This is a genomic window from Klenkia taihuensis, from assembly GCF_900112525.1.
Classification (GTDB): Bacteria; Actinomycetota; Actinomycetes; order Mycobacteriales; family Geodermatophilaceae; genus Klenkia; species Klenkia taihuensis.
Genome location: NZ_FOMD01000003.1, coordinates 520,761 through 536,140 on the forward strand (window position 1 = coordinate 520,761; position 15,380 = coordinate 536,140).

The 15,380-nt window shown below is 74.9% G+C and carries 13 protein-coding genes; 9 read left to right on the forward strand and 4 right to left on the reverse strand.

The features are described from left to right. The first annotated feature begins 34 nt into the window (after positions 1 to 34). The 8 genes from BM158_RS14590 to BM158_RS14625 all read left to right on the forward strand — a co-directional run bounded on the left by BM158_RS14590 (position 35) and on the right by BM158_RS14625 (position 8,952). Entirely contained in the window at positions 35 to 991 is a 957-nt protein-coding gene (locus tag BM158_RS14590) for a PDR/VanB family oxidoreductase (protein WP_091560360.1), read from the forward strand. Continuing rightward, positions 988 to 1,986: a methylenetetrahydrofolate reductase C-terminal domain-containing protein gene (locus tag BM158_RS14595; protein ID WP_091560363.1), complete on the forward strand. Its 999-nt coding sequence runs from the start codon at positions 988 to 990 to the stop codon at positions 1,984 to 1,986. Before BM158_RS14590 ends, BM158_RS14595 begins: the two co-directional genes overlap by 4 nt. Then, positions 1,983 to 3,218: an amidohydrolase family protein gene (locus tag BM158_RS14600; protein ID WP_091560367.1), complete on the forward strand. Its 1,236-nt coding sequence runs from the start codon at positions 1,983 to 1,985 to the stop codon at positions 3,216 to 3,218. Before BM158_RS14595 ends, BM158_RS14600 begins: the two co-directional genes overlap by 4 nt. 115 nt (positions 3,219 to 3,333) lie before the next feature. Further along, positions 3,334 to 4,113: an ABC transporter ATP-binding protein gene (locus BM158_RS14605; protein WP_207506606.1), complete on the forward strand. Its 780-nt coding sequence runs from the start codon at positions 3,334 to 3,336 to the stop codon at positions 4,111 to 4,113. Then, positions 4,110 to 4,976, forward strand: coding sequence for an ABC transporter permease (locus BM158_RS14610; protein WP_091560373.1), 867 nt, complete (start codon positions 4,110 to 4,112; stop codon positions 4,974 to 4,976). The genes BM158_RS14605 and BM158_RS14610 overlap by 4 nt, the downstream gene beginning before the upstream one ends. A gap of 106 nt (positions 4,977 to 5,082) precedes the next feature. Further along, the gene (locus tag BM158_RS14615; protein ID WP_091560376.1) at positions 5,083 to 6,258 is read left to right on the forward strand and encodes a nitrate ABC transporter substrate-binding protein; all 1,176 of its coding nucleotides are present in this window, start codon (positions 5,083 to 5,085) and stop codon (positions 6,256 to 6,258) included. Positions 6,259 to 6,361: 103 nt separating this feature from the next. Then, a complete protein-coding gene (locus BM158_RS14620; protein ID WP_091560379.1) occupies positions 6,362 to 7,546 on the forward strand; it encodes an LLM class flavin-dependent oxidoreductase in 1,185 nt (394 codons plus the stop codon). Beyond that, positions 7,543 to 8,952: an amidase family protein gene (locus BM158_RS14625; RefSeq protein WP_091560381.1), complete on the forward strand. Its 1,410-nt coding sequence runs from the start codon at positions 7,543 to 7,545 to the stop codon at positions 8,950 to 8,952. Before BM158_RS14620 ends, BM158_RS14625 begins: the two co-directional genes overlap by 4 nt. A 19-nt stretch (positions 8,953 to 8,971) precedes the next feature. Here the strand turns inward: BM158_RS14625 and BM158_RS14630 are convergent, their stop codons facing one another. From BM158_RS14630 to BM158_RS14645, 4 genes are all read right to left on the reverse strand, one after another. Beyond that, positions 8,972 to 10,102 carry an acetamidase/formamidase family protein gene (locus tag BM158_RS14630; protein ID WP_091560384.1) on the reverse strand — a complete coding sequence of 377 codons (1,131 nt, stop codon included), beginning with the start codon at positions 10,100 to 10,102 and terminating at the stop codon, positions 8,972 to 8,974. Continuing rightward, complete coding sequence (locus tag BM158_RS14635; protein WP_091560387.1) at positions 10,099 to 11,460, reverse strand: amidohydrolase family protein; 1,362 nt, start codon at positions 11,458 to 11,460, stop codon at positions 10,099 to 10,101. The genes BM158_RS14630 and BM158_RS14635 overlap by 4 nt, the downstream gene beginning before the upstream one ends. Beyond that, positions 11,457 to 12,560, reverse strand: a complete 1,104-nt coding sequence (locus BM158_RS14640) for a Rieske 2Fe-2S domain-containing protein (RefSeq protein WP_091560390.1) — start codon at positions 12,558 to 12,560, stop codon at positions 11,457 to 11,459. The genes BM158_RS14635 and BM158_RS14640 overlap by 4 nt, the downstream gene beginning before the upstream one ends. A 101-nt stretch (positions 12,561 to 12,661) precedes the next feature. Further along, positions 12,662 to 14,221 carry a phytoene desaturase family protein gene (locus BM158_RS14645; protein WP_091560393.1) on the reverse strand — a complete coding sequence of 520 codons (1,560 nt, stop codon included), beginning with the start codon at positions 14,219 to 14,221 and terminating at the stop codon, positions 12,662 to 12,664. Positions 14,222 to 14,360: 139 nt separating this feature from the next. Here BM158_RS14645 and BM158_RS21575 point away from each other — a divergent pair, with 139 nt between their 5' ends. Beyond that, on the forward strand, positions 14,361 to 15,344 hold the full coding sequence (locus tag BM158_RS21575; protein WP_165628942.1) for an isopenicillin N synthase family dioxygenase: 984 nt from the start codon (positions 14,361 to 14,363) through the stop codon (positions 15,342 to 15,344). Positions 15,345 to 15,380 lie beyond the last annotated feature (36 nt).

Sequence of the window (15,380 nt, forward strand, 5' to 3'; positions counted from 1 at the left end):
CACCCGGCGGGCCCGACGTGTGCAGGATCGGCCGGTGAGCTTCTTCTCCGACGTCGAACGCGACCTGGTGGTGGCCGGTCGCACCCTGCTCGCCGACGGCGTGCTGGCCCTGGACCTGGTGTCCCACAACGGCCGCGACCTGCCCGCGTGGACGCCCGGCTCGCACCTGGACCTCGTCGTCCGCCCGGGCCTGGAGCGGCAGTACTCGCTGTGCGGGGACGTCGCCGACCGGGCCACCTGGCGGGTCGCCGTGCTGCGCGAGGCCGACGGCGGCGGCGGGTCGCGGGCGCTGCACGACGACGTCGAGGTGGGCCAGCGGCTGCGGGTGCGCGGGCCGCGCAACCACTTCCCGTTCGAGGTCACCCCGGGCACCCGGTACCTCTTCGTCGCCGGCGGCATCGGCATCACCCCGCTGCGCGCGATGGTCGCCGCCGCCGACGCGGCGGGCGCGGACTGGACCCTGGAGTACGCCGGCCGCTCGCGGGCGCGGATGGCCTTCGCCGCCGAGCTGGCCGCCGCCCACCCCGGCCGGGTGCGGCTGCACGCCGGCGACGAGGGAGACCGGCTCGACGTCGCGGCGCTGGACGTCGACGCGACCACCGCCGTCCACGCCTGCGGCCCGGCCAAGCTGCTCGACGCGCTGGAGGCCGCCGCCGCGGGCTGGGCCGGCACACTGCACGTCGAGCGGTTCGAGGCGAAGGAGTTCGGCGCCCCGGTGTGGCCGGACCCCTTCGAGGTGGAGCTCGCGCTCACCGGCACGACCGTCGTCGTCGAGCCCGGCACCTCGGTGCTCGACGCCCTGTCCGCCGAGGGGGTCGACGTGCTGTCGTCCTGCCGGGTGGGCACCTGCGGCACCTGCGAGACCCCCGTGCTGGAGGGTGCGGTCGAGCACCGCGACTCCGTGCTCAGCCCCGGCGAGCAGGCCGACGGCACCGCGATGATGGTCTGCGTCTCCCGCGCCGCCGGCCCCCGGCTCGTGCTCGACCTGTGACCGCCCCCGCCTGCCCCAAGGCGATGACCTACGGGCCGTGCGGCGGGGTGGCCGAGGACGGCAGCTGCGAGGTCGCACCGCACCCGTGCGCCTTCCTGCCGCTGCCCACGGTGCGCTGGCCCGGCGACCGGGTGACCCGCCCGGGCCCCGAGCCCCGGCTGCTCGCGCTGCTGCGGCAGCGGCCGGTGGTGGTGGCCGACCTGCCGGCCGTCGCGCTGTCCCGCGGGTCGCTGGAGCGCTGCGCGGACCTCGTCGCCGCCCGGGTGGACGCCGTGCTGCTGGGCGACCACGCGGCCGCCCGGGTGCAGTTCCCGCCGGCCTACCGCGCCGCGCTGGTGCAGGCCCGCGGCGTCCCGGTCTGGCAGGGCCTGAACTGCCGCGACCGCAACCGGGTCGCGCTGGAGGGCGAGCTGGCCGCGCTGGCCGACCTCGGCGTCGGCGCGGTGCACTGCGTGACCGGCGACCACACCGCCACCGGCGACCGGCCCGACGCCCAGCCGGTGTTCGACCTGGACTCCACGCAGCTGGCCGCCGCGGCCCGGGCCGCCGGCCTGCTGGTGTCGGTGGGGGAGACCCCGCACGGCCCGCCCGCGCAGCGCCGCCCGCACCGGCTGGTCGAGAAGGCCCGCGCCGGCGCCGAGGTCTGCTTCGTCGACCACGCCGGCGGACCGGCCGAGCTGGCCGAGTTCGTCGGCGCGGCCACCGACGCCGGCGCGGACGTGCCCTTCGTCGCCTGCGTCGCGGTGGCCACCGACCCCGGCTCGGTCGCCGAGCTGCGCCGGTTCACCGGGCTGCGGCTGCCCGCGGGCTACCTGGCCGGCATCGAGGGCGCCCGCGACCCCCGCCGGGCCGGGGTCGCCGCCGCCGTCGCGCTGGCCGAGGCCTACCTCGCCGTCCCCGGCGTGCGCGGCGTGGACCTCTCCGGGGTCGCCGCCCCCGGCACCGAAGCCACCACCGCCGCGGCCCTCGCGGAGATCGGGAGAGCACTGACATGAGCCTGCTGCTGCGGTCGGTCACCACCGTCGACGGCGACGTCGTCGACGTCCGCTGCGACGGGGGGACGGTCGCCGAGGTCGCGCCGGTGCTCATCCCGGGCCCGGACGACGAGGTGCACGAGCTCGCCGGGTCCCACCTGCTGCCCGCCCCGGCCGAGCCGCACGCCCACCTGGACAAGGCGCTGACCAGCCACCGCGCGCCGAACCGCACCGGGGACCTGGCCGGCGCGATCGAGGCGATCCGGACCATCGCGGCCGGGTTCACCCACGAGGACCTGGTCGACCGGGCCACCCGCGCCGCGCACGAGTACCTGGCGAACGGCACCACCGCGATCCGCACGCACGCCGACCTCGGTGCGCACACCGGCCTGCGGCACGTCCGGGCGCTGCTGGAGGTCCGCGACGCCCTGGCGGGGCTGGTCGACGTCCAGGTCGTGGCGCTGTGCAGCGCGCCGTGGTCGCCGGGGGAGGCCGAGGCCAACGCCCGGCTGCTGGAGGAGGCCTGCGACCTGGGCGTCGACCTCGTCGGCGGCGCCCCGCACATGTGGCCCGACCGCGCCGCCGGGCTGGACCTGTCCTTCGGCGTCGCGCAGCGCCGCGGCCTGCCGCTGGACCTGCACACCGACGAGACGCTGGACCCCACCGCGCAGGGCCTGCTGCACCTGGCACAGCGCGTGCGGGCCACCGGCTTCGGCCCCGGCGTCACCGCCAGCCACTGCGTCTCCCTGGGCGTGCACCCCCTGGAGGTCGCCCGGGCCACCGCCGCCGAGGTGGCCGCGGCCGGGGTCGGCGTCGTCGCGCTGCCGCAGACCAACCTCTACCTGCAGGGCCGGGAGTCGACCGTGGCCACCCCGCGCGGGCTGACCGCCGTCCGGGCGCTGCTGGACGCCGGGGCCGTGCTCGGCGCCGGCGGGGACAACCTGCGCGACCCGTTCAACCCGATGGGCCGGGCCGACGCCTGCGAGGCGGCGTCCCTGCTGGTCACCTCCGGGCACCTGTCCACCCGCGAGGCCTGGGACGCCGTCAGCGCCGGCGCCCGGCGCTGCATGGGTCTGCCGGTGCCCGCGGCCGCCCCCGGGTCGGTCGCGGAGTTCCTCGTGGTGCGCGCGGAGAGCCTGGACGCCGCCGTCGCCGGGGCGGGCACCGACCGCCTCGTGGTCTCCCGCGGCCGGGTGGTGGCGAGCACGCAGGTGCAGCGGGTGTTCCCGGGGAGGGTCGTGGCCCAGTCGTGACCAACCGGTCGGCGCCGTTCACCGACGGCACACGCAGGCGAAACAGACCGCGCCCAAGGTGACCGCATCGCCCGGACAGCCGCCCGGGTGACCGCACACCGCACCGGAGGTGACCGTGAGCGCACCGGCCCCGACCGCTCCGCCCGCCGCCCCACCCACCGCGACCCGGGTCCTGGAGTTCGCCGACGTCGCCCGGCAGTTCCCCGACGGCACGGTCGCGCTCGAGGGCGTGGACCTGACCATCGACCGCGGTGAGTTCGTCACCGTCGTCGGCCCGTCCGGCTGCGGCAAGTCCACCCTGCTGCGCATCGCGTCGGGGCTGGACGCCGCCAGTGCCGGCTCGGCCCGGGTGGACGCCGAGCGGATCGGCTACGTCTTCCAGGACGCCACGCTGCTGCCCTGGCGCAGCGTGAAGAAGAACGTCGAGCTGCTCGCGGAGCTGCACGGCATGAGCAGGACCGCCACCAACCAGGCCGCCCTCGACGCCATCGAGCTCGTCGGGCTGCGCGGGCACGAGAAGAAGCTGCCCCGGGCGCTGTCCGGGGGCATGAAGATGCGCGCCTCCCTGGCCCGCTCGCTCACCCTCGACCCCGACCTCTTCCTCTTCGACGAGCCCTTCGGCGCGCTGGACGAGATCACCCGCGAGCGCCTCAACGACGAGCTCATCCGGCTGTTCGTGGCCAAGGGCTTCGGCGCGCTGTTCATCACCCACTCGGTGTCCGAGGCGGTCTACATGTCGACCCGGGTGCTGGTCATGAGCGGCCGCCCGGGCCGCATCGTGGAGTCCTTCGACGTCCCCTTCGGCAGCGACCGGACACCGGAGCTGCGGTTCACCCCGGAGTTCGCCAAGCTCGCCGGCGAGGTCTCCCACGCCCTGCGGGAGGGCCACTCGTGACCGCCACCCTGGAGACCCCGACCACCACCCCGGTGGCCGCCGGCACCACCCCCGCGCCGGTCGTGCGCCGCCGCCGGGGCCGCCGGGCGGTGAACCTGGTCCTGCCGGTCGCGGTGTTCGCCGCGCTCCTCGGGGTCTGGTACGCCATCACCTACCTGGTGCTGGACCCGGGCCGCCGGTTCCTCATGCCGGCCCCGCACACGCTCGTCACCGACGCGCTGCTGGACCCCACCATCACCGACAAGGTGTGGCCGGCGCTGGGCCGCTCCATCGTGGTCACCTTCACCGGCCTGGCCATCGCCATCGTGATCGGCATGCTGTGGGCGATCGCGATGAGCCAGAGCAAGGCCGTGGAGAGCTCGCTGTACCCCTACGCGGTCGCGCTGCAGTGCATCCCGATCCTGGCCCTGGTGCCGCTGATCGGCTTCTGGTTCGGGTTCGGCTTCCCGTCCCGGGTCATCGTCTGCGTGATGATCGCGCTGTTCCCGATCGTGTCGAACACGCTGTTCGGCATCCAGTCGGTCGACCGCGGCCACCACGAGCTGTTCACCCTGCACAAGGCCGGCCGGACCACCCGGCTGCTCAAGCTGCAGCTGCCCGCGGCGCTGCCGGCCATCTTCGCCGGGTTCCGCATCTCCGCCGGCCTCTCGGTGGTCGGTGCGATCGTCGGTGACCTGTTCTTCAAGCAGGGCGAACCGGGCTTGGGGATCCTGCTGTCCAACTTCAGCTCCCGCCTGCAGGGCGCCCCGCTGTTCTTCACGATCGTGGTCACCGCCGCGCTCGGCTTCGCGGTGTTCTTCCTCTTCGGCTGGCTGTCCAAGCTCGTGGTCGGCAGCTGGTACGACCAGTCCCGCGACCGCTAGGCAGCCCCCTCCCGGACCGCACCACCCGGGGCGCCCGTCGCCGTCCGTCCCGGTCACCGACACCCCGAACCCGAGGTGCCGGCCCCACCCATCCCCAGGAGCACGTGTGCGCATCACCCGTTCCACGACGGCCCTCGCGGCCACCGCCGTGCTGGCGCTGTCGCTGGCCGCATGCGGCAGCGACGACGGCGGCTCGGCCGCCGCAGGTCCCTCCGGCGAGGTCGGCAGCAACGACCTGGCCGCCGCCGGCTGCCCCAGCACCATCGTGGTGCAGACCGACTGGAACCCCGAGTCCGAGCACGGGGGCCTGTACGAGTCGCTGGGGGACGACTACGTGGTCGACGCCGGCAGCAAGTCGGTCACCGGCACGCTGATCGACAGCGAGGGCGAGAGCACCGGGGTGACCCTGGAGATCCGGGCCGGCGGCCCGGCCATCGGCTTCCAGACCGTGACGTCGCAGATGTACGCCGACACCGACATCACCATGGGGTACATCGCCACCGACGAGGCCATCCAGCTCTCGGACACCCAGCCCACCACCGCGGTGCTGGCCCCGCTGGAGAAGTCGCCCACGATGATCATGTGGGACCCCTCGACCTACCCCGACGTGGAGTCCATCGCCGACCTGGGCAGCGAGGGCGTCACGGTGCGGTACTTCGAGGGCTCGGCCTACATGGCCTACCTGACCGGGGCCGGGGTCCTCAACACCGACCAGGTCGACGGCTCGTACGACGGCACGCCGTCGGGCTTCGTCGCCGCGGCCGGCGAGGTCGCCCAGCAGGGCTTCGCCTCGGCCGAGCCCTACATCTACAAGAACGAGGTCGAGGCCTGGGGCAAGGACGTGAGCTACCAGCTCGTCTACGACGCCGGCTTCCAGCCCTACCAGTCCTCGATCTCGGTGCGCTCCGGTGACCTGGACTCGATGTCGGACTGCCTGACCGCGCTCGTCCCGCTCATGCAGCAGGCCGACGTGGACTACCTCGAGGACCCGGCGCGGGTGAACGACATCATCCTGGACCTGGTGCAGCAGTACGACACCGGCTGGGTGTACTCGCAGGGCGTCGCCGACTACTCGGTGGAGACGCAGAAGGAGCTCGGCCTGGTCGGCAACGGCCCGGACGACGTCCACGGCAACTTCGACACCGACCGGGTGGAGACGCTCATCGAGCAGACCACGCCGATCTTCACCGAGCAGGGCACCCCGCCCACGGACGGCCTGACCGCCGACGACCTCGTCAGCAACGAGTTCATCGACGACTCGATCGGCGTCCCCGCCAGCTGATCCACCGCACACCCGGCGCCCGTCACCCCACCCGGGGTGGCGGGCGCCGGTGCGTTGCGCGACCGGAACGTCGGGGAAACGTCCGGGTCCGAGGATCGGCGGCATGCGGATCGACACCAACCTGCTCGGCGCGGTCGCGATGCCCGACGCCGGCCTCGACGGCCCGCCGGCCACCGAGCGGCGCTACGGCCGGGCGGACTTCGCCGCGGCGTACGAGGACTTCGTCGCGCTCGCCGAGGCCGGTGACCGGCTCGGCTACGACACGATGTGGTGGACCGAGCACCACTTCCAGCACGAGGGCTACGAGGTCGTCGGCAACCAGATCCTGCTGGGCCTGTGGTGCGCGGCCCGCACACCGCGGATGCGCTACGGGCAGATGTTCAACATCGTCCCGCAGTGGAACCCGCTGCGGCTGGCCGAGGACTTCGCGACGGCCGACCTGCTCACCGGCGGCCGGATGCGGTTCGGCGTCGGCCGGGGCACCGTGCCGCGCGAGATGGAGACCCTCGGCGCGAGCATCGAGAGCAACGACAACGACATGGACACCGGCGCCGAGCAGCGCAACCGGGAGGTGTTCGCCGAGGCCATGGAGGTCATCCGCACAGCCTGGGCCAACGACCGGTTCGCCTACTCGGGCAAGCACTTCACGCTGCCCCCGCCCGGCATCCCCGACCGCGGCGGCGTGGTCACCGACCTCACCCTGGTGCCCAACGTGACCCGGCCGGTGGAGATCCACCAGGCGTGCACCTCCCCGGCGACGGTGAAGTACGTCGCCGAGCACGGCCACACCGGGGTGTACGCCTGGCAGTCCCCGGACACCATGGCCCGCCGCTGGGCCGAGCACGCCGCCCACGCCGAGGCCGCCGGGCGCACCCTGGCCCCGGGCGAGGAGCGGATGCTGGTGCTGCACGTCTGCGTGGGCCGGACCCGTGAGGAGGCGATGGCCGCTGCCCGCCCCAACCACGAGGAGGTCGTCAAGCTGCTCGCGCCCTACGGCCGCTACAACAGCTACGACCTGCCCGAGGGGTGGACGTCCAAGCCGCACGACTTCGCCCCCACCCTGGAGGAGTCGGTGCGGCAGCGGATCTGGGCGGTGGGCACCGCCGACGACGTCGCCGAGGTCATCGACGAGTACCGCACCAAGCTGGGGATGACGACGATCTCGGTCGCCGTCGACGGCCCCGGCACCACCCGGGACAGCGTCGAGGAGCAGCTGACCCTGGTGGCCGAGGAGGTCGCCCCCCGGCTGGGCGTGGCGATGACCGGCCCTCGGGCCGCCGCCGCATGACCAGCACCGCGCTGGACAGCCTGGTCGACGGCACCGCCATGCTGGCGGCGCTGGCCGCCGGCGACGTGTCGGCCGAGGAGCTCACCCGGGCCCACCTGGACCGGATCGCCGGCCCGGGCGCGGCGGTGAACGCGCTCGTCGCGGTCGACGCCGACGGCGCGGTGGCCGCTGCCCGCGCCCTGGACGCCGACCGCGCGGCGGGCCGCCCGCTCGGCCCGCTGGCCGGGCTGCCGATCACGGTCAAGGACTCCGTCGACGCCCTCGGCCTGCCCAGCTCGCACGGCCGGGCCCTCGACCGGCGGGTGGCCACCGCCGACGCGCCGGCCGTGCGCCGGCTGCGGGAGGCCGGCTGCGTGGTGCTGGGCAAGACCAACGTCCCGGTCTGGCTGGCGAGCATGCACAGCGAGAACGAGCTGTTCGGCGCCACGCTCAACCCGTGGGACCCGACCCGCTCCAGCGGCGGTTCCAGCGGCGGGTCCTCGGCCGCCGTCGCCGCGGGCCTCGGGGTGGCCGACCTGGGCAGCGACCTCTCCGGCTCGCTGCGCGTGCCGGCCGCCTGGTGCGGCCTGTTCGGCCACCGGCCCAGCAACGGCGCGGTGTCCAAGCTGGGCAACCTGCCGTGGCCGGACGGCGGCCTGCTGGAGCCGATGGTCAGCGCGATCGGCCCGTTCGCCCGCTCCGCCGCCGACACCGCGGCCTTCAGCGAGGTGCTGTTCGGCGCGGAGGGGATCGAGGCCGTGGGCTGGCAGCTGCGGCTGCCCCCGCCCCGGGTCACCTCGCTGACCGGCCTGCGGGTCGGCGTGTGGCTCACCGACCCCGTCGCCCCGGTCGACCCCGAGGTGGCGACGGCGATCCGCGGGTTCGCCGACGCCCTGGCCGGCGCGGGCGCCCACGTCGCCGAGCTGGCCGACCCGCCGGTGGGCGGGGCCGACGACCTGGCGCTGTACCTGCGGCTGCAGTCGGCGGAGATCGTGCACGGGTTCGACGCCGACGACCTCGCCGCCGCCGACGACCGGTACCACCAGTCGGTGTGGGCGGCGCTGCGCGACCTGGAGGCGCAGCGCGCGGCCACGGCCCGCTGGGCGGAGGTGTTCACCGGGGTCGACGTCGTCCTGTGCCCGGCGGTCTCGCGGGTGGCCACCACCTACACGTCCGCGATGACCGCCCCGGAGACCGTCGTCGTGGACGGCCGCGAGGTGCCGATCGACTCGGTCTGCGACTGGGCCCGGCTGTCCAGCCTGGGCCGGCTGCCGGCCACCGTCGTCCCGCTGGGGCCGGGCCGGGTCAGCGGGCTGCCCGTCGGTGCGCAGCTGCTCGGCCCCTACCTGGAGGACCGCACCCCGCTGGCCGTCGCGTGCCTCGCCGAGCAGGCCGGGCTCGTGGCCTTCACCCGCCCGCCCATCTGAGCAGCCCGGCTGGCCGGTCCTACGGTTCTGCCGGCCCCGCCGCAGGGGCCCGCCGCGTGCGGAGCGCGTGGCGGGGGGCGGCGGGGTCGTTCTCGAAGTCGGACTTCCGGATGGTGGCGTGCACACCCTTGACCACGTCGACGACCTGGCTGATCCGGAAGTCGGTCGCGGCCGAGAGGTAGGCGTAGGCGAGGGAGGGGTCCATGCCGAACCGGGCCTGCAGGAGGGCGACGGCCGCGCGCACGCAGTCGGCGACGGCCAGGTCGAGGTCCTCGTCCATCCCGGTGGGCACCAGGAACTCCGCCGTCTCCGCGAGCGGCCCGACCAGCTCGCCGAACCGGGCCAGCGCGTCCTCCCGGGCCACCACGTCCAGCCGCACCGTGGCCCGCAGGCTCGCCTCCATCGCGGTCAGCGACACCTCGCCGTCCCCCTGCGCGAAGTGCGGGTCGCCGACGTAGGCCAGCCCGCCGTCGGCCTGCACCGGCAGGTAGAGCGTGGACCCGGCGGTCAGCAGGGCGATGTCGACGTTCCCGCCGTGCCGTCCCGGCGGCACCGAGTGCGGGCGCTGCCGGCCGGCCACCGCCACGCCCATCACGCCGAGGAAGGGCCGCAGGGGGAAGGCCACCGTCGGTTCCGCACCGGGGGTCAGCGGCAGCAGGCCGTGCGTCCCGTCCTCGCTGACCGTGGCGAAGGCGCTGAACACCGGCGCCCCGCCGAGCGGGTGCTCGCCGACCAGCACACCCTTGCCGTGCCGGTTGGAGATCACCCCGTAGGGCACCCGCGGGGTGGCGTCGAGCAGCGTCATCGCGAGCAGGTCCCCGACCTGCGCGCCGGCCACCGCCACCGGCCGGCTGACCACGTGCGGGCCGTCCACGCCGAACCGGTGCGGGTGCTCGCTCGCGGCCAGCGCGACGGCGTCGGCGAGCACCTCGGTCACCCCGTGCGCGCCGAAGAACGCCGCCGGGTCGCGGCCCTGGTCCTCCAGGATCCCCTCGTGGCTGATCGTGTCGACCGTGACCGCGGTGCCCGGCTCGACCTCCAGCACCGGCTCGTCGGCCGCGCAGGGCAGCCGGCCCCACAGCACGTGCTCCGGCGCCGCCGTGAGGTGCACGTCGCCGAGGACGGGACCGGTGCCCGGCTGCAGGATCACCCGCCCAGGTCCGCGGCGATCCGGGCCAGCCGCTCGTGCACCTGGGACTCCACCTCGCCGGCCTGCGGGTCGACCAGGTCGGCACCGTGCGCCACGGCCTTCCCGCCGACCCACACCGAGCGCAGGTTGCGCAGCGAGCAGGCCAGCACGTAGGTGCCGACGGCGTCCCACACCGGCCCGGTGTCGGGGCGGCGCGGGTCCACGACGCAGAAGTCGGCGTACCGGCCCACCCGCAGCGAGCCGACGTCGCCGTCCACGCCCAGGGCCTCGGCGCCGCCGCGGGTGTGCATCATCAGCACGTCGCCGACGGGCGCGGCGGTGGGGTCCTTGTACTGCGCGCGCAGCAGCGCGATGCCGGTGCGCATGTTGTTCCACGGGTCGGCGACGTCGGTGCAGGACTGGTCGTCCAGGCCCATCCCGACCCGCATCCCGGCCGCCCGGATCTCCGGGATCGACGCCACCCCGCTGGCCAGGCGGCCGTTGCTCATCGGCTGCCAGCTCATCGCGCAGCCGGCCGCCGCCGCGGTCGCGATGATCTCCGGCGTCGTCTGGATGAAGTGGCCGAACACCAGCTGCGGCGACAGCGCCCCGGAGTCGGCGTACCAGGCGAACTTCGAGCGCTGCAGGTCCAGCATCTCGGCGGTCTCCAGGAAGTGCGCCTGGTTGACCAGCCCGTACCGGCGCATCACCTCGGTCTCCAGCGCGGCGGTGTCCGGGGTCGGCGCCCACTGCACCGCGCCGCTGACCGCCACGCCCAGCAACAGCGAGGGGTCGGCGTCCGCGGCGGCCCCGACCGTCTCCTCGACGTGGGCCAGCGCATCGGCCCGGGGCACGTGCCCCTGGGCCAGCATCACCGAGTGCAGGCTGCGCAGCCCGGCGTCGGTCTTGGCCCGTAGCTGGGCGTGCTGGCGGTCCAGGGACGGGATGCGGTCGCCGAAGCTGGCGATGGACGGGTCGAACTGCAGTCCGCCGTCGGTGAAGTCGTAGGCGGTGGTGATGCCGTTGCGCAGGAAGTCCTGGGCGCCGTGCCGGGTGCACCAGTACATGTCCTCGGGGCTGGCCGGCAGCACGTAGCGGAGCATCGCCTCGATCCAGCCGTAGAGCGTGGAGTCCATGCCCAGCCCGCGGCTGCCCGAGGTGAACAGGTGGCTGTGCGCGGAGACGAAGCCCGGCCCGATGATCGTCCCGCCGGCGTCGAGCACCTCGGCCGCCTGCGCGAGCTGCTCCGGCGTCGGCTCGCCGGGCTCCACGGCGGTGATCCGGCCGTCGTCCCCGACGGAGAACCAGCCCACGAACGGGTCGGGGCGCTCCGGGTCGACGGTGAGCAGGGTGGCGCCGTGCACGAGCAGCTCGGTCATCGGGTCTCCACGGCGGTGGTCGGGTGCGGGGTGGGGATCCAGGCGCCGGTGACGAGCTCGGTGTACATCCGGCGCAGCAGCAGGCTGTTCTTGTCCGCCTTGGCGTGCGCGTTGAGGTGCTGGGCCAGCGGGAACTCGTCGGGCAGCCGGTCCAGCAGGGCCTTGTCCTCCAGCTCGACCTGGTGGTCGAAGGCCCGGATGTCGGCGGCCGGCCGGTCGGCCTCGGTGTCGGTGCGCAGCACGACCTGGTGGATGGTGCAGTGGCTGTCGTCGACCGGCGTGATGGCCTTGAGCATCACGTGGCCCAGGCCGTCGGGGTAGCGGATGAGCAGGTGCATGAAGAACGGCAGGTGCACCTGGCTCCAGGTGTGCCGCACCGTCGCGCCGTCCTCACCCGGCCGGCCCTCGACCGGGACGTCGGTCCAGGTGATGAGCCCGTACGGCGTGCGCTGCACGTTCTGGTCGGTGAGCTCGGGGTTGTCGGGGTTGCCGAAGCTGTTCATGTGCACGAAGGCCACGTGGCCCGGGTCGATGTTGTTCTCGACCAGGTGCATGGCGGTGCAGTCGAAGTCCCACGAGCCCTCGGGCACCTGGCGCCAGGCGGGGTCGTCCCACTCGACGACCTCCGGGATGTCCGCGACCGGCCCGCCCTCGGCGTCGGTGGCCAGGCAGACCCAGACCAGGCCGTACCTCTCCTGGCTGCGCACCATCGTCAGGCCCGACTTGGTGGGGTGCGGGGCCCCGGGGAACTGCGGGATGCGCTGGGTCAGGCCGTCCTTGTCCCACTCCCAGCCGTGGTACGGGCAGACCAGGTGGCAGTCGGCGACCCAGCCCATCGACAGCGGCGCGTCGCGGTGGGCGCACCGGTCGTGGGCGACGCTGACCGGGCCGGCGGGGTCGGGCCGCCAGACCACGAGGTCGGTGCCGAGGACCGTCCGGTGCAGCGGCGCGGCGCCGCGGCGGCCGGGCTCGACCTCGGTGCGCACGTCGTCGACGGCGCACACGGCGTACCAGAAGCGGCGGAAGACGGGGTGCTCGGACAGCACGAGGGTCTCGGGTCCGGCATGGCGGGTGGTGCGGGGCTCCTGCAGGGCGGTCATGGTGGTTCCCGGTGGTGACGGCGGGCCGCTCGCGCCGTTCGCGCGGCCCCGCGTGCACGCTGCCGGGCGGTCGTTGCGGCCCGGTTTCGCCCCCGTTCCGGTCAGCGCCGGTCCAGGTCGGCACGGACGACGGCGGCGGCGTTGCGGCCCGACGCGCCCCACACGCCGGCGCCGGGGAACGTGCCCGCGCCGGTCAGGTAGAGCCCGCGCACCGGGGTGGCGTAGCGGGTCAGCTCCCGGTCCCGGCCGACCAGCGCGGCCAGCGGCCCGCCGGAGAAGGACGGCGCCCACCCGCGCGGCAGGCCGAGGTCGCGCTCGTAGTCCTCGGGCGTGACCACCCGCCACCGCCGGACCCCGGCCGCGAACGCCGGGCCGACCTGCGCGGTCAGCAGGTCCAGCCAGCGCCGCGGCTCGGCCGAGGTCGCCCAGCCGCCCGGGACGGCGTAGGGCGTCCAGAGCACCTCCAGGGACAGCACGTGGTCCTCGCCCACCCGCATCGAGGGGTCCAGCGCCGAGGGAGTGTTCACCAGCGCCATCGGCCGGGCGGCGACCTCGCCGCGGTGCAGCGCCGCGTGCGCCCGCTCGATCGCCGCGGTATCGGGGGCGAGGGTGACGGTGGGTGCGTGCTGGTCGAACGGACCCACCAGCTCCTGCAGCCGCTGCACCTGCGGGAACACCGGCAGGGTGCCGACGACGGCGTCCAGCTTGGACTCGTAGCCGTCGGGGGTGGTGCGCGCCCGCCAGCGGGCGACCACCGCCTCGGCGCCGGCCGGCGGGTGCGGGCCCAGCCAGTCCACGACCGTCGTCCGCGGGTCGACCGAGCTGACCACGACCTCGGCGGGCACCTCCTCGCCGGTGTCCAGCAGCACCCCTCGCGCCGCGTCGCCCTCGGCCAGGACCCGGGTCACCCGGGCGCCGGTGCGCACCCGGCCGCCGGCGGCCTCCAGCGCCGACCGCAGCGCCGCGGGCAGCGCGCCGGACCCGCCGACCGGCCGGCCGATGCCCACCAGGTGCCGCATCGCGATGCCGACCGCGCCCAGCCCGGTGCCGGGGGTGGACGGCGCGGCACCCCAGACCGCGGGCCCGGTGGTGAAGGCGCCGGCCACCAGGAACGGGTCGGTCAGGTAGCGGCCGAGCACCTCGCCGACGCTGCGGCGGGACCAGTCCAGCAACCGGGGGAGCGCGGTGACCCGGCGGTCGGCGAGCGTGGCGAGCACCCGCCCGGGGGTGGGCGGGGTCGAGGTGAGCTCGGTGAGCAGCCGGGCCACGGGGGTGGCGTCGGCCAGGTAGCGGCGGTAGCCCTCGACCTGGGTGGGGTGGGTGCGGGCGAGGGCGTCCAGGGTCCGCTCGACCTCGCGGAACTGCACGAAGGCGGGGCCCGCGGCGTCGTCCCAGCCGACGTGCAGCGCCTGCGGGTCGACCTCGAGGTAGCGCAGGCCGTGCGCGGCGAGGTCGAGCTCGTCGGCGATCGCGGTGGTGCGGACCATCGTGTGGTCGCAGTTGCAGATGTTCACCCGGGCGCCGAGCGCGTCGACGGTGGCAGCGCACCCGCCGGTGTCCGGGCCGGCCTCGAGCACGGTGACGTCGTGGCCGGCGCGCGCGAGGTAGGCGGCGCAGACCAGGCCGTTGTGCCCGCCGCCGACCACCACCACCGTCGCCATGCGGGCACGGTGCCGGTGCGGCGTGACGTCTGGGTTACGTCTGCGTGCACCCCTGGACGGCGGCCGCCGGGCGCGGTGAGGATCGCCGCACTCCCCGATGCGGCCACCCTGTCGCCGGGTACGAGGAAGGCACGCCATCGTGTCCAGCACCCCCGCCATCCCCGTCGTCGACGTATCGCCGGCGTTCGGCGACGACCCCGAGGCGCTGGCCGCCTGCGTCGCGCAGCTGCGGCACGCCCTGACCGAGGTCGGCTTCCTGCAGGTCGTCGGCCACCGCGTCGACCCCGCCGTGGTCGACGCGGCCTACGCCGCGATGGACCAGGTCGCGGCCATGCCCGACGCCGAGCGGCGGGCGCTGGTCCGGCCCCGGGCCAGCTCGCGCGGGCTGTTCGAGGAGATCGACGACCGCGGCCGGGTGCTCAACCGGGCGCTGCAGTTCATGAAGTACAACGACCTTGCCGCCGCCGAGGCCGACGACGCGGTGGGCGGGCACCCCGACTACTTCGTGCCGAACGTGTGGCCCGAGCAGCTGCCGGGGTTCCGCACCACCTGGAAGGACTACGACGCCGCGACCCGGTCGCTGGCCGGCACGCTGATGGGCCTGTTCGCGCTGGCCATGGGCCTCCCGCGGGACTTCTTCGCCGAGCCGTTCAGCAAGGACGTGACGCTGTTCAGCGTCAACCTGTACCCGCCGCAGCCGGTGGACGACGACTACGTCGAGGAGGTCGTGCTCAACCCGCACGCCGACTCCGGTGGGCTGACCGTGCTGCACCAGCGCGGCACCTACGAGGGGCTGCAGGTGCGCGACGCGGCGGCCGGCTGGGTCACCGTGCCGCTGCGCGAGGACGCGTTCGTGATCAACATCGGGCACCTGATGTCGCGGTGGACCAACGGCCGGTTCCCGGCGACCGTGCACCGGGTGGTGGCCGGCCCCGACACGTCGGCGGAGCGGCAGTCGATCGCGATGTTCTTCCTGCCCAACATCGACCAGGTGGTGGCGCCGGTGGACACCATGGTCGGCGCCGAGGGCGCCCGCTTCCTGCCCATCACCGCCTACGACTGGCAGGAGCAGTTCATGAAGGAGTACGTGCTGGTCAACAGCTACGCCGAACCGGTCAGCTGACCGCCGGCGCCGCCCCCTGCCCGGCACGTCCTCCCG

Excerpts from the sequence above, each read along its gene's own strand:
- BM158_RS14635 (WP_091560387.1), bottom strand. The coding sequence starts at position 11,460 with ATGACCGAGCTGCTCGTGCACGGCGCCACCCTGCTCACCGTCGACCCG.
- BM158_RS14645 (WP_091560393.1), bottom strand. The coding sequence starts at position 14,221 with ATGGCGACGGTGGTGGTGGTCGGCGGCGGGCACAACGGCCTGGTCTGC.
- BM158_RS14600 (WP_091560367.1), top strand. The coding sequence starts at position 1,983 with ATGAGCCTGCTGCTGCGGTCGGTCACCACCGTCGACGGCGACGTCGTC.
- BM158_RS14640 (WP_091560390.1), bottom strand. The coding sequence starts at position 12,560 with ATGACCGCCCTGCAGGAGCCCCGCACCACCCGCCATGCCGGACCCGAG.
- BM158_RS14625 (WP_091560381.1), top strand. The coding sequence starts at position 7,543 with ATGACCAGCACCGCGCTGGACAGCCTGGTCGACGGCACCGCCATGCTG.
- BM158_RS14620 (WP_091560379.1), top strand. The coding sequence starts at position 6,362 with ATGCGGATCGACACCAACCTGCTCGGCGCGGTCGCGATGCCCGACGCC.